Annotated in this window: 12 protein-coding genes; 1 reads left to right on the top strand and 11 read right to left on the bottom strand. The window is 72.6% G+C overall.

The features are described from left to right. Nucleotides 1-92 precede the first annotated feature (92 nt). On the bottom strand, nucleotides 93-878 hold the full coding sequence (locus tag ABT158_RS32410; RefSeq protein ID WP_352359928.1) for an SAM-dependent methyltransferase: 786 nt from the start codon (nucleotides 876-878) through the stop codon (nucleotides 93-95). Between the two features lie 47 nt (nucleotides 879-925). Here ABT158_RS32410 and ABT158_RS32405 point away from each other — a divergent pair, with 47 nt between their 5' ends. Further along, nucleotides 926-2,263: an MFS transporter gene (locus ABT158_RS32405; RefSeq protein WP_352359926.1), complete on the top strand. Its 1,338-nt coding sequence runs from the start codon at nucleotides 926-928 to the stop codon at nucleotides 2,261-2,263. Nucleotides 2,264-2,308: 45 nt separating this feature from the next. Here ABT158_RS32405 and ABT158_RS32400 read toward each other — a convergent pair whose 3' ends face one another. From ABT158_RS32400 to ABT158_RS32355, 10 genes are read right to left on the bottom strand one after another with little or no spacing between them, the layout of a single operon-like run. Then, a complete protein-coding gene (locus ABT158_RS32400; protein WP_352359924.1) occupies nucleotides 2,309-3,463 on the bottom strand; it encodes an aminotransferase class I/II-fold pyridoxal phosphate-dependent enzyme in 1,155 nt (384 codons plus the stop codon). Next, the gene (locus ABT158_RS32395) at nucleotides 3,450-4,202 is read right to left on the bottom strand and encodes a class I SAM-dependent methyltransferase (protein WP_352359922.1); all 753 of its coding nucleotides are present in this window, start codon (nucleotides 4,200-4,202) and stop codon (nucleotides 3,450-3,452) included. The genes ABT158_RS32400 and ABT158_RS32395 overlap by 14 nt, the downstream gene beginning before the upstream one ends. Before the next feature lie 11 nt (nucleotides 4,203-4,213). Beyond that, complete coding sequence (locus tag ABT158_RS32390) at nucleotides 4,214-5,485, bottom strand: class I SAM-dependent methyltransferase (protein ID WP_352359920.1); 1,272 nt, start codon at nucleotides 5,483-5,485, stop codon at nucleotides 4,214-4,216. Between the two features lie 18 nt (nucleotides 5,486-5,503). Further along, nucleotides 5,504-6,487 (bottom strand): dTDP-glucose 4,6-dehydratase, encoded by a 984-nt coding sequence (gene rfbB, locus ABT158_RS32385; protein WP_352327799.1) that lies wholly within the window; start codon nucleotides 6,485-6,487, stop codon nucleotides 5,504-5,506. A 30-nt stretch (nucleotides 6,488-6,517) separates the two neighbouring features. Further along, nucleotides 6,518-7,873, bottom strand: a complete 1,356-nt coding sequence (locus tag ABT158_RS32380; protein ID WP_352359918.1) for a nucleotide disphospho-sugar-binding domain-containing protein — start codon at nucleotides 7,871-7,873, stop codon at nucleotides 6,518-6,520. A gap of 5 nt (nucleotides 7,874-7,878) precedes the next feature. After that, complete coding sequence (locus ABT158_RS32375; protein WP_352359916.1) at nucleotides 7,879-9,231, bottom strand: condensation domain-containing protein; 1,353 nt, start codon at nucleotides 9,229-9,231, stop codon at nucleotides 7,879-7,881. Beyond that, nucleotides 9,228-10,316: a 4-hydroxyphenylpyruvate dioxygenase gene (gene hppD, locus ABT158_RS32370; RefSeq protein ID WP_352359914.1), complete on the bottom strand. Its 1,089-nt coding sequence runs from the start codon at nucleotides 10,314-10,316 to the stop codon at nucleotides 9,228-9,230. Before hppD ends, ABT158_RS32375 begins: the two co-directional genes overlap by 4 nt. A gap of 3 nt (nucleotides 10,317-10,319) precedes the next feature. Then, entirely contained in the window at nucleotides 10,320-10,532 is a 213-nt protein-coding gene (locus ABT158_RS32365) for an MbtH family protein (RefSeq protein WP_352359912.1), read from the bottom strand. A gap of 10 nt (nucleotides 10,533-10,542) precedes the next feature. Continuing rightward, a complete protein-coding gene (locus tag ABT158_RS32360) occupies nucleotides 10,543-12,282 on the bottom strand; it encodes an amino acid adenylation domain-containing protein (RefSeq protein ID WP_352359910.1) in 1,740 nt (579 codons plus the stop codon). A 26-nt stretch (nucleotides 12,283-12,308) separates the two neighbouring features. Continuing rightward, nucleotides 12,309-13,526: an NAD(P)/FAD-dependent oxidoreductase gene (locus tag ABT158_RS32355; RefSeq protein WP_352359908.1), complete on the bottom strand. Its 1,218-nt coding sequence runs from the start codon at nucleotides 13,524-13,526 to the stop codon at nucleotides 12,309-12,311. Nucleotides 13,527-13,567: the final 41 nt, after the last annotated feature.

The following is a 13,567-nucleotide window of genomic DNA, read 5'->3' as shown; positions in this document are numbered from 1 at the left end:
TTTAGATCACATGTTCGAAACGGTCCGCCGACCGGCACACGTATGGCCCACCACCCGGAGGTGATGGGCCAGGTCCGGGGAAGCCGCGCGGGTCAGGACCGCTTGCGGCCCACCGCGCACAGGTGGTAGTCGCCGTCGATCGGGGACGGGTCGGTGTCGGGGTCGGGACGCCACTCGCGGGTGTTGACGATGCCCGGCTCCAGCAGGTCGAAGCCGTCCAGCATGGAGGCGAACACCGACCGCCTGCGTGCCGTGAACGGCGAGGTCGCGTTGCGGTAGACGGCGCTGACGTCGTCGGCCTTGCTCGGCATGGTGTCGGGGGCGACGTGCGTCAGCACGATGTGGCTGCCCGCGGGCAGCAGGTCGCGGTAGCGGTGGACGAGGCCCACCGGGTCCTCGGCGTCGGTGACGAAGTGCAGCAGCGAGACCACCAGCAGCGCGACCGGCCGGGAGAAGTCCAGCACCTTCGCCGCCCGCTCCATGACGGCCTCCGGCCGCCGCAGATCGCCCTCCTGGACGGTGACGTCGGGCGAGTGGCCGAGCAGGGCGCGGGAGTGGGTGAGCACGACCGAGTCGTTGTCCACGTAGACGATCTTCGCGCCCTCGATCACCTCGTGCACGTGGCCCGCGGTCGGCAGCCCCGACCCGATGTCGAGGAACTGGTCGACGCCCGCCTGCCGCAGGTGGCGCACGGCGCGCTGCAGGAAGGCCCGGCTGTTGCGGGCGTCGCCCCGGATCTCGGGGATGATCGACAGCACCTTCTCCGCGGCGGCCCGGTCGGACGCGAAGTTGTCCTTACCGCCGAGGTAGTAGTCGTACATCCGCGCCACGTTGGGCACCGCGGCGCTGACGCCCGGCGGGACTCGGTCACTCATCATGTGCCAAACCTAGACGATCTAGGGCTGACGTTGGGATGATCTCTGCCATGTTAGGTCTCGACCCCGCGACGGGCATCAGCAGGACCAACCTCTGGGCATGCATGGGGCTCGGGCTCCTCGGCACGGCGGTCATCACGTTCCTGCCGGCCGCCCAGCCGTACCTGCTCACCGACGCGCTGGGGCTGTCCGGCGACGACCTGGGCCGCACGACCGGCTACCTCCAGGTCGCCGCGGAGGCGGCGCTCATCCTGAGCCTGGCCTGGTACGGCGCGCTCGCCGACCGGATCGGCCGGCGGCCGGTCGCGGTGGCGGGGCTGCTGCTGTGCGCCCTCGGCGCGGCGCTCTACCCGTTCGCGGGCAACGTCGCCGTCCTGGTCGCCCTGCGGGTCGTGTTCGCCCTCGGGATCGCCGCGCTGAACGTCACCATGTCCGCGATCACCGCCGACTACGTGCGCGACCGCGCGCGCGGCAAGGCCTACGGCTGGCTCGGCCTGTTCAGCGGCATCGGCGCGGTGATCGCGGTGCTGGTGCTGGTACGCCTGCCGAACATGCTGGAGGGCGGCGGCATGGCCCCGGCCACGGCGGCCAAGGTGGGCTTCCTGGTGGTCGCCGGGCTGGTGCTGCTGGGCGCGCTGGCCCTGCGCGGCACGCTGGCCCCCGGCCTGGCCACGTCCGCCGAGCCGCCCGCCGGGCACTCGGCCGGTGAGCGGGCCGGTGAGCGGGCCGGGCTGGGCCGGCTGGTCGTCGAGGGCGTGCGGCTGGCCCGCGACCCCGGTGTGGCGCTGTCGTACGCGGCGTCCTTCGTGGCCAGGGCCGACCTGGCGCTGGTGGCGAGCTTCCTGTCGTTGTGGATCGTGGACCACGCCAAGGCCGTGCGCGGCATGTCCGCCACCGAGGCCCTGGCTAAGAGCGGCGCGATCGTGGGCATCGCGTACATGGTGATCGTGGTGGGCGCGCCGCTGTTCGGCTGGCTCGGCGACCGGATGCGGCGGCAGGACGTGGTGATCCTGGCCCAGGCGCTGGCCGGGGCCGCGTACCTGTCGACGCTGCTGGTCAGCGACCCGCTCGGGCCGGGGATGATGCTGGTGGCGGCGGCCGTCGGGCTGGGCGAGATCGGCGTCATCACCACGGCGGGCCCGCTGCTGGCCCAGCAGGTGCCGGCCCGCTACCGGGGCTCCAGCTTCGGCGTCCAGACGCTCTGCGGCGCGATCGGCATCTTCGTCATCTCCGGCGTCGGCGGCTGGCTCTACGACCTGTGGCGGCCGGCGGCCCCCTTCGCGCTGGCGGGCGCGTGCGGCCTGCTGGTCGCCCTGTTCGGCCTGGCCGTGCGCCGCCGGGTGACCCCCGTCCCCGAGGCCGTCCAGGGGACCGTGCCCGCGGCCTGACGGACGACGAGGGCGCCCCCTTCAAAGGAGGCGCCCTCGTCACGGTCAGGCGACCAGCCGGCGGTCGGCCGCCCGGACCGTCTCCTGGACGACGCGGCAGATGCCGGCGATGTGCTCCGCGTTCACCGTGGGCCCGGTCGGCAGGGACAGGACGCGGGCGGCCAGCCCCTCGGCGCGGGGCAGGGGCAGCGGGAAGTGCCTGCCCGGGTCCGACCGGTACGGCTCCACCTGGTGGCAGATCGGGGAGAAGTAGCGGCGCGCGTGCACGTTCTCCACGAGCAGCGCCGCCAGCACCGCGTCCCGCGACACGCCGGCGACGGCCTCGTCCACCTCGATCACCAGGTACTGGAAGTTGGCCCGTTCGCCGGGCGCCTGGCCGCGCACCACGACGCCCGGCAGCCCGGCGAGCAGCTCCTCGTAGACCCGCTGGTTGCGCCGGTTGGCCTCGACGATCGTGTCGATGGCCTCCAGCGAGGTCAGCCCCATGGCCGCGTGGAACTCGCTCATCCGGGCCACCGTGCCGGCCCCGGAGATCTGCCCGGCCGCGTCGATGCCCTGGTTGCGCAGCTCCCTGACCCGCGCGGCCAGGTCGTCGTCGTCGGTGACGATCGCGCCGCCCTCGACGCTGTTGACGAACTTGGTGGCGTGGAAGCTGAAGATCTCGGCGTTTCCGAACGTCCCGATCGGCCTGCCCCGGTAGGTGCAGCCGAGCGCGTGCGCCGCGTCGAACAGCAGGACGAGCCCGTGCTCGCGGGCCAGGCGCTCCAGGGCGTCCACGTCGCACGGGTAGCCGAAGACGTGCACGCCGAGGATGCCGCGGGTGCGCGGGCCGATCAGGCGCTCGACGTGGTCGGGGTCGGCGTTGCCGGTGATCTCGTCGGAGTCGCAGAAGACCGGGACGATGCCGATCCACTCCAGCGCGTGGGCGGTGGCCACCCAGGTGAAGGAGGGGACGATCACCTCGTCGCCCGGCCGCAGCCCGGCGGCCCTGGCCGCGATCTGGATGCCGGTGGTGGCGTTGCAGGTCGCCACGGCGTGCCGGGCGCCGGTCAGGTCGGCCAGGCGCGCCTCGAACTCGCGCACCAGCGGGCCGTTGTTGGTCAGCCAGAGCCGGTCGAGCACGCCGCCGAGCCGTTCCAGCAGGCGCGCCCGCTCCCCCGCGTTCGGCCGGCCGACGACGAGGGGCTCACCGGAGGCCATCGCCGGCCTCCTCGCGCACGCCGACGAACAGCCCGGGGCTGTTGGGCCGGCCGTCGGCCAGCTTGAACGCGGGCCGGAACTCGGCCCGGCAGCCCGCCTTGGCGAACGCCTCCAGGTACTGGTCGCAGGTGAACAGGCTGGAGTACAGGACCTCGGCGAACTCCTTGAAGCCCGAGGCGTCGGCGACCCTGAACCGCACCTCCAGCCGGCTCTTGCCGCCCTCCCTGCGCGAGTGCGTCATGCGGGAGATGACGAGCCCCTCCTCCACCAGCGTGTGGCCGCCGACGTGCCCGTCGAGGAAGTTCTCCGGGAAGTACCAGGGCTCGACGACGAGGACGCCGCCGGGCGCCAGGTGGGCCGCCATCCGGCCGACGGCCTCCACCAACTCGTCGTAGGAGCCCAGTTCGCCGACGGCGTTGCCCATGCAGGTCACGGCGTCGAAGGTGCGTCCGAGGTCGAAGGTGCGCATGTCGCCGGCGTGCAGCGGCACGCCGGGCAGCCGCCGTCCGGCGACCTCCCGCATGTCGGGCGACAGCTCGACCCCCTCGACGTGGTCGAAGAGCTTGGCGAAGGTCTCCAGGTGCGCGCCGGTGCCGCAGGCGACGTCGAGCAGCGAGGCCGCGTGCGGCGACCGTTCCCTGATGATCCTGTCGAGCTCCCGGGCCTCGCCCTCGAAGCTCTTGCCGCGGCTGCGGAAGACGCGGTCGTAGTACTCGGCGTGGTCGGATCCGTATTCCATGCAGATCTCCTTCAGGCCACCGCCGGGACGGGCTCGGCCGTCACGACCCTCGGCTGCGGGATGGGGATGATGAACTTGCCGCCGCGGCGCAGGAAGTCCTGCTCCTTGGAGATGATCTCGTCGGCGTAGTTCCAGGCGAGCAGCAGGTAGTAGTCGGGCTGCTGGTCGCGGGCCTGCTCGGGCGAGCGGCACGGGATGCGGGTGCCGGGCAGCAGCCGGCCGTGCTTGAGGCTGGTGGTGTCGCTGCAGAAGCGCACCTCGGCCGGGCCGAGCTGGCAGAACTGGAGCAGGGTGGTGCCCTTGGAGGGCGCGCCGTACCCGGCGACGGTCAGGCCGCGGCCGGCCAGGTCGCGCACGAGGTCGCCGATCTGCTTGATCACCTGGTGGGCGCGCTCGGCGAAGGCCAGGTAGGCCTCGTCGGAGTCGAGGCCGCTCTGCCGCTCCAGCGACAGCAGCCGGTTCACGGAGGGGCGGGTGGGGTGGGCCGAGCCCTCCCTGGCGGCGAAGACGACGATCGAGCCGCCGTGCACGGCCGCCCGCTCGACGTCCACGATGCGCAGGCCGTGCCGCGCGAACAGATGGCTCAGCGTGGTGACCGAGTAGTACGACAGGTGCTCGTGGTAGATCGTGTCGAACTGGTTCTCCTCCAGCAGGTCCAGCAGGTACGGGACCTCGATCGCGACCAGCCCGTCGGGGGCCAGCACGGCGGTGGCGCCGTTCAGCACGTTGTGCACGTCGTCGATGTGGGCGAAGCACTGGCGGCCGAGCACCAGCTTGGCCTCGCCCTGCTCGGCGTGGATGCGGCGGCCCTGGTCGGCGCCGAAGAACTCGGGCAGCGTGCGCACGCCGCGGGCGTTGGCGATCTCGGCCAGGTTCTCGGCCGGGTCCACGCCGACGACCCGCTGCCCCTGCTCCTGGAAGAGCGCGAGCTGCAGGCCGACGTTGCTGCCCAGCTCGACGACCAGCTCGCCAGGCGCGAGCCCGGCCCGGCGGGTGCACCAGCCGACGATGCGCCGCATGTGGCCGGTCATCTGGTCGGACTCGGAGGTGACGTACACATAGTGCCGGAACAGCACGTCGGGCCTGATCACGTGCCGGATGGCCATCAGCCGGCAGTTGCGGCACACGATGACGTCCACGGGGTAGGCGGGCTCCTCGGCCGGGAGGTCGGCGGGGTCGAGGAAGCCGTTGGCCAGCGGCACGGACCCGAAGGAGGTGACCTCCAGCCAGTCGTCGCGCCCGCAGACCCGGCACGTGTCAAGACGTCGGACAATGTCCTGCATGGCTTCTCCTCATGATCTTCAGTGGGCGGCCACGGCGAGCTCGCGGTGCTTGAGCGGTTCCCACCAGGACCGGTTGTCCCGGTACCAGGCGACGGTCGCGGCCAGCCCGGTCTCGAAGTCGACCGACGGCGCGTAGCCCAGCTCCCGTTCGATCTTGGAGATGTCGAGGGAGTAGCGCAGGTCGTGCCCCGGCCGGTCGGGGACGTGCTCGACCATGTCCCAGCCCGCGCCGCACGCCTCCAGCAGGCGGGCGGTCAGCTCCAGGTTGCTCAGCTCGCTGCCGCCGCCGATGTGGTAGACCTCGCCGGCCCGGCCGCGGTCGAGGACCATGCGGATGGCCCGGCAGTGGTCGGAGACGTGCAGCCAGTCGCGCCGGTTGCCGCCGTCGCCGTACAGGGGCACCCGGCGGCCTTCGAGCAGGTTGGTGACGAACAGCGGGATGACCTTCTCGGGGAACTGGTAGTGGCCGTAGTTGTTGGTGCAGCGGGTGATCACGACGTCCAGGCCGAGCGTGCGGTGGAAGGCCAGCGCGAGCAGGTCCGAGCCGGCCTTGGAGGCCGCGTACGGCACGTTCGGCGCGAGCGGCGTCTCCTCGGTCCACGAGCCCTCGGCGATGGAGCCGTACACCTCGTCGGTGGAGACGTGCACGAAACGGCCGACGCCGTGCCGCAGGGCCGCCTCCAGCAGGGTCTGGGTGCCCAGCACGTTGGAGCGCACGAAGCCGGTCGCGCTGACGATCGACCGGTCGACGTGCGTCTCGGCGGCGAAGTGCACGATCGCGTCCTGCCCGGCCACCACCTCGTCGGCCACGAGCGGGTCGGCGGTGTCGCCCTGCACGAAGCGCAGCCCCGGGTGGCCGGCCACCGGGTCGAGGTTCTCCAGGTTGCCGGAATAGGTGAGCTTGTCCAGGACGGTGACCCGCGTGCCCGGCGAGTCGCGCAACGTGGCTCTGACGAACTCCGAGCCGATGAAACCGGCGCCGCCGGTGACCAGGATCCGCAATGGTCCGCCTCCTGTCTGAGGGGTCGACGGCTACCGGGCGGCGGCGGTCAGCCGCTCCAGCTCCGCGACGATGTCGGTCGGGCTCGGCGTGGCCAGCCAGTCCTCGTGGATGGCGGCCGCGCCCTTGGTGAACGAGGGGTCCTTCAGCACGCGCAGCAGCTCGTCGCGGATCTCGGCCGCGGACTGCGTCTGGTGGTTGATCCGCACGCCGGCGCCGCGCGTGGTGACGTACCGGGAGGTTCGGGTCGAGGTGAGCTGTTTCTGGCACTGGAGCTGCCAGTCGATGCCGCCCTCGACGGGGGTGCCGACGAGCCGGTTGTGCTCGTCGGTGTCGCAGACGACCTGCGGGACGTTCATGGCCGATGCGGCCGCGAAGGTGCCGATCGAGCCGTGGTGGATGATCGCCGAGCAGGTCGGCAGGAGCTGGTCCAGCGGCACGTAGTCGAACACGCGCACGTTGGCGGGCAGCGGGCGGTCCAGATCGAGCAGCTGGTTGGCGTCCAGGGTGGCGACGACCTCGGCGTCCAGGCCGTCCACGGCCTCCATCAGCTTGGCGGTGCGCCCCCAGTCGCCCTTGAAGAACGTGCGCATCGACACGCCCAGCGAGATCGCCACCCGCGGCCGCTCCGGCGGTCGCCGCAGCCACTCCGGGACGACGCTCGCCCCGGTGTAGGGGACGTACCGGACGGGCAGGCGGCGCACGCCGGGCGTGGGCAGGCTCATCCCGGGCGGGAACGGGTCCACCGTCCAGTCGCCGAGCAGCAGGTTGTCGTCGACGGTCACGCCGTACCTGTCGGCCAGCGGGCCGATCACCCCGGTCATGGGGTTCCGCTCGCCGCTGCCGGCGAACTTGTCCGCGGCCCAGGCGGTGTAGTCGGGGGCCAGCAGCGTACGGGCGTGGGCGGCGCCGCAGACCCGGGCCGCCACCGCGCCGCACGGGAACCACGGGTCCCACAGGACGAGGTCGGGCCGCCACTCGCGGGCGAACTCGACGACGGCCTGCACGTCCTGGCGGGGCTCCGGCGGATGGTAGTTGCGCATGGTCAGCAGCGCGAAGTGGTAGAAGACATCCCAGGGCGGGCGTTCCGCCTCGGTGATGCCGAGCGCGGCGACCAGGCGCTCGGACTCCTCGATCGTCGGGATCAGGCCGGCGAACCCGGGGTAGCCGCGGTCGTGCACCGACAGCGGCTCGGGCGCGCCGCAGGAGACCGCGGTCAGCCCGGCCGCGTTCACCGACCGGTGGAAGTCGGGCACCGAGACCCCGGTGTCGACGCCCGGCGGGGCCGCCACCACCACCTGGTGCCCGGCCGCCTGCAACGCCCAGGCGTAGGGCACGATCGGCAGGAAGTGCGCCGTCGCGGGGAAGACGGTGAACATCACGCGCATGGCGATCACTCCAGAGGCGAGTCGGGGGCGGCCAGTCCGGCGCGCAGGATCTCGCCGAAGTCGGCCACCATCGTCACGATCGTGCTCTCGGTGAACAGGTTGCTGTTGTAGGCGAAGTTGCCGAAGATCTCGCCGGAGGGCGCGATGTCGAAGGTGAGCAGCGCGCCGTCGGGGATGTCGGTGCCGTTGGGCTGGTCCAGCAGGCGTTCGCGGACCTCGGCGATCTCCAGGTCGCCGACGCGCTCGCCGTCCATGCCGGTGGCGAACTGCCAGACCTGCAGCGCGCACAGCGCCTTGCTCTCCAGCGCGGCGTCGGCCATCAGCTCGGGCGCCTCGGCCACGATCTGCAGGAACGGGATCTCGTTGGCGTAGGAGTCCATGCAGGTCCGGCGGGAGCGCTCGACGACCTGCCGGAAGGTGGCGCAGCCGTCGAGGCCGGTGCGCAGCGGCAGGAAGTTGAAGAACGGCCCCACGGTCTCCTGGAACTCCGGCTGCCCGCGTCCGGAGCTGATCACCGGGACGACCAGGTCGGTGGCCCCGGTGATCCGGCTGAGCAGCACGTTGTAGGCGGCCAGCAGCACCATGAACGGCGAGCTGCGCATCGTCCTGGCGTAGCCGATCACCCGGGCGGAGACGTCCTTGGGCAGCGAGAACCGGTGGACCGGGCAGACCTTGGCCAGCCCGGCCGACCTGGCGTGGTCGGTGGGGACGGCCAGCATGCGCGCGCCGCGCAGCCGCTCGGCCCAGAAGTCGCGGGCGGCCTGGGTCTCGGCGCTGCCGGCCTGCTCCTGCTGCCGTCCGGCGTACTCGTGGTAGGGCCGGGGCTCGGGCAGCGGCGGCACGGCGTGGCCGCGGCGCTCGGCGTAGCGGGTGACGATGTCGCGGATGAGCAGCTGCATGGACCAGCCGTCGCCCGCGGTGTGGTGCACGATCAGCGCGAGCACCGCGTCCTCGTCGTCGAACCGGCCGAGGATGGCGCGCAGGTGCGGCAGCTCCTGGAGGCTGTAGGAGCCGGCCTCGACCTCGGTGAGCAGCTCCTCGGCCCGCAGCGCGCGCTCCTCGGGGGCGGCGGCCGGCAGGTCGACCACCAGCAGCCGGGCCGGCGCGGACGGCTGCCGCACCTGGTACGCCTCCCCCTCCCCCCGGGTGATCGTCATGTTGAGCGCGTCGTGCCGGTCGGCGACGTCGTCCATGGCGAGCTGGAGGGTGTCGACGTCGATGTGGCCGCGCAGGCGCCAGCCGACGACGATGTTGTAGCGGGCGCTGAAGGGCCCCTGGGCGTCGCCCTGGTCGAACAGGCGCAGGAAGTGCTGGGTGTAGGACAGGGGGTACCGGATCGCCGGCGGGGAAATGGTCATGCTGCCGCCTCCGTGCGGGCATCGCGTCGGCCGCTGCGCTGGAGCTCCACGGCCCGGTAGAGGGCGCTGATGTTGCCGCTGCCGAAGCTGCGGGCGCCCAGTCGCTCGATGAGTTCGAAGAAGAAGGTGTCGCGGGGGTGGGTGGAGCGGGCGAAGATCTGGTAGAGCTGCCCGTCGTGGTCCTCGTCCACGAGGATGTCGAGCCGGGCCAGGTCCTCCAGCGGGTACTTCACCGGCCGGACCCGTTCGGCGAGCAGGCTGTAGTAGACGTCGGGGGCGGTCAGGAACTCCACCCCGCGGGCCGCGGTGCCCTCCACCGCGGTCACGATGTCGGCGGCGGCCAGCGCCAGGTGCTGCACGCCCGCGCCGCCGTGGTCGCGCAGGAACTCGTCGATGTGGCCGGGCGTCCTGGTCACGTCCGGCTCGATCAGCGTGAACGTCACCTCGCCGCAGCCGCGGCTGCGCACGACCTTGGTGGTCATGGCCTGCGAGCCGACGGCGATGCGCTCGGCGAAGGTGAGGTCGAAGCCGAGCACCCGCCGGTACCACTCGACGGTGGCGTCGAGCTCCCCGGCCGGGACGCACACGGCCAGGTGGTCCACCTCCCGCAGCCCGAGGGCGGAGTCGGCCGGCCGCGGCCCGGTGTCGCGGAAGCCGGGCAGCGCGCGCTCCTGCGCCCCGGCCGGGCGCTGCACGAACGTGTGCAGCACGTCGCCGAAGCCGTGGACGGCGGCCGTCACGAAGCCGTCGCGCCCGGCGGGGGCCGAGACCGGACGGGCGCCGCGCCGCACCGCCTCGTGGTAGGCGGCCGCGGCGTCGGGCACGCCCAGCGCGATGTCGGACACGCCGTCGCCGTGCCGGTCGAGGTAGCCGGCGCCGGGATGGTCGGCGGCCAGCGGCTGGGTGAGCACGAACCTGATCCGGTTCGCGCCCAGGGCCGCCGCGCGGGCCCGGCCGTCCTGGGCCGTGGCGTAGGCCGTCAGGCCCAGGGAGCCGGTCAGCCGGGCGGTCTCGCTGTCCAGGTCGCCGACGTAGAAGCCGATGTGGTCCAGGCGCAGATCGTCGAAGATCGTCGTGGTGGTCATGGGCTATCCGGCGTCCGTCCGGGCGGCGAGACCGCGCGGGCGCAGGTCCGTCCAGTGGGCGGTGACGTACTCGGTGCAGGCGTCGCGGACGGCGGGGCCGAAGGCGACCTCCCATCCCGCGGGCACGTCGGCGAAGGCGGGCCACAGGCAGTGCCGGCCCTCGTGGTTCACCAGCACGCGGAAGGCCGCGTCCCGGTCGTCGAATGGGTTGCTCATCTCGTCCCTCTCACTGGGTGCGCGCGCCGGCCTCTAGCCACTCGTCCAGGCCTGCCACGGTCGCCGCGTCGAACAGGTCGCCGATGGACAGGTTCACGCCGAGCGCCGCGCGGATCCGGCTGACCAGCCGCATCGCCAGCAGCGACTGGACGTCCAGGTCGAAGATGCTGTCGTCCACGCCGACCCGCTCGACGCCGAACACCTCGGCGAACACCGTGCACAGGACCTCCTGGCGGGGGTTCTGCGGCGCGCGGTAGGCCGAGCCGGGCTCGGTGTCGGGGTCGGGCAGGGCCGCGCGGTCCACCTTGCCGTTGGCGGTCAGGGGCAGCGCGTCCAGCACGACGAACGCGGTGGGCACCATGTAGTCCGGCAGCGACGTGCGCACGTGGGCGCGCAGCGCGGCGGGGTCGGGCGCCTCGGCGGCCGGCACGACGTAGGCGACCAGGCGTTTGTCGCCCTGCCGCGACTGCCCGGCCACGACGGCGACGTGCGCCAGCCCCGGATAGCCGGCCAGCACGGCCTCCACCTCGGCCAGCTCCACCCGGAAGCCCAGGATCTTGACCTGGTCGCCGGCCCGCCCGATGAACTCGATCTGCCCGTCGTCGTTCCGCCGGACCAGGTCGCCGGTGCGGTACATGCGCTCGCCGGGCCCGCCGAACGGGTCGGCGACGAAGCGCTCGGCGGTCAGGTCGGGACGGCCGTAGTAGCCGCGGGCCACTCCCCTGCCCGCGATGTACAGCTCGCCCTCCAGGTCGCCGGGGACCGGGCTGAGGCGGTCGTCGAGCACGTAGAGCCGCACGCCTTGCATCGGGCCGCCGACGGGCACGGTCGTGCCCAGCTCGGTACCGGCGGTCAGGGGCGCGTGGGTGGAGAACAGGGTCACCTCGGTCGCGCCGTACATGGCCCGCACGGTCGTCCCCGGGCAGGCGGCCAGCACCTGGCGGACGGCGGCGGGCACGATCACGTCGCCGCCGGTGAGCACCTCGCGGACGCCGGCCAGGCAGTCCGCCCCCTCCTCGGCCACGACGCGGAACAGGCCGGCGGTCAGGTGCAGCCCGGTGATCCGCTCCTCGCGGATCAGCCGGCGCAGGGTGTCGAGGTCCGGCTCGCCGGGCGGCGCGACGACGATCGTGCCGCCGTGCAGCAGCGGCACCCACAGCTCGTACGTCGAGACGTTGAAGGCGTACGGCGCGACCATCAGGACGCGTTCGTGGGCGCCGGTGTCCCAGCAGGGGTCGAGGGCCAGGCCGAGCACGTCCCAGTGGGTGACCGCGACGCCCTTGGGGTGCCCGGTCGAGCCCGAGGTGTAGATGACGTAGGCCAGGTCGTCCGGGCCGGTGGCGACGTCCGGCTCGGTGGCCGGTTGCGCCGCGGTGGCGGGGTCGTCGTCGGCCAGCAGGGTCGCGGGGGCGGCCGGCAGGCCCGCGGCGGCCTTGGCGCGGTCGGCGACCAGGACGGGCGTCCCGGACGAGTCGACGATCCACTGCCGGCGGTCGGCCGGGTAGGCGCTGTGGACGGGCAGGTAGCAGCCGCCCGTCTTGAGGATCGCGAGGAGCGTGACGACCAGCTCGGCCGAGCGCTCCATCAGCACCGCGACCGGCGTCTCGGGGCCGGCGCCGAGCCCGCGCAGGCGGTGGGCGAGGCGGTTGGCCCGCTCGTCGAGCTCCCGGTAGGTCAGCCGCACCGGGCCCGCCGACACCGCGACCGCGTCGGGCGTGCGCCTGGCCTGCTCGGCGACGTGTCCGTGCACAGTTGTAGGCGACATCAACGGGTTCCTCAGTCGTCGTGGAAGATGGCGTGGATGCCGGAGACGCCCGAGAGCATCGTGGCGAAGTCGATCTTGCGGGGGCGGAGCTTGCTGGGGTCGAGGGTCTTCTGCGCCCTGTCCCAGTACTCCTCCTTGTGCCTGGTGCGGTCGTAGAAGAAGCGCACGAAGTCCAGCAGGGAGTTCAGGAACTCGCGGTAGTCCTTCTCGTAGCGGGCCAGCACGGCCTCCTCCGAGGCCGGGTCGGCGAGGATCTCGTCCACCGCGCCGGCCAGCCCGTGGGCGCCGCGCAGCGCCAGGCCGACGCCGGTGGACAGCAGCGGGTCGATGAAGGCCGCCGCGTCGCCCACCAGGGCCCAGCCGGGGCCGTGGAAGCGGGTGCAGGTGTAGGACCAGTCGCGGATGCTGCGGAAGCCGGTGACCCGGGTGGCGCCCTCGGTCAGGGCCCGCACCTCCTCGGCGGCGGCCAGCTCCGAGGCGTACAGGTCCTCCAGGCTCTTGCCGGACTTCTTGTACTCCTCGATCGGGGTGACGTAGCCGACGCTCACCGTGCCGTCGTGCAGGGGGATGAACCAGAACCAGCCCGCGGGGCGGTTCTCGGTGACGGTGTCGCCGAAGCGCGTGCCGCCGTAGCGCTTGCACCCCTGCCAGTACGACCAGACCGCGATGTTGCGCAGGTCGTCGTGGTACTCGATGAGGTCGAAGCGACGGGCCAGCAGGTGCTGCTGCCCGGTGGCGTCGATCAGCAGGCGGCAGCGGGCGGTGCGCTGCTCGGCGTCGCCTTTCACCGTGTACGTGACGCCGGTGACGCGGTCGCCGTCGAACACCAGGTCCTTGACCGTGGCCTCCTCGAACACCGTCGCGCCCAGCTCCCTGGCCCTGGTCAGCAGGAGGGCGTCGAAGTCGGCGCGGCGCACCTGGTAGGCGTACTCGTAGTTGGACGCCTCGGCGAAGCGGAAGTCCCAGGTGCCCTGGTTCCTGCCCCACAACAGGGTGCCGCCGTACTTCTTGACGAACCCCATCTGGTCGAGCCGGTCCTTCAGGCCCAGCTCCTCCAACGTGGGCATGGACCCCGTGATCAGCGACTCACCGATGTGGTAGCGCGGGAACTTCTCCCGCTCCAGCACCAGAACCCGGTGCCCGCGCTGGGCCAGCAGTCCCGCCGTACCCGAGCCGCCAGGGCCTCCGCCGATCACGACAACGTCGAACTCGTCATGAGTGTTGATCACCGTGCTCCTCCGTTTCGCCGCTCTGCGACTCGCAGTCAGGG

This window comes from Nonomuraea sp. NPDC001636 (genome assembly GCF_040298265.1).
Classification (GTDB): Bacteria; Actinomycetota; Actinomycetes; order Streptosporangiales; family Streptosporangiaceae; genus Nonomuraea.
This window is presented reverse-complemented; position numbering and strand designations above follow the sequence as displayed.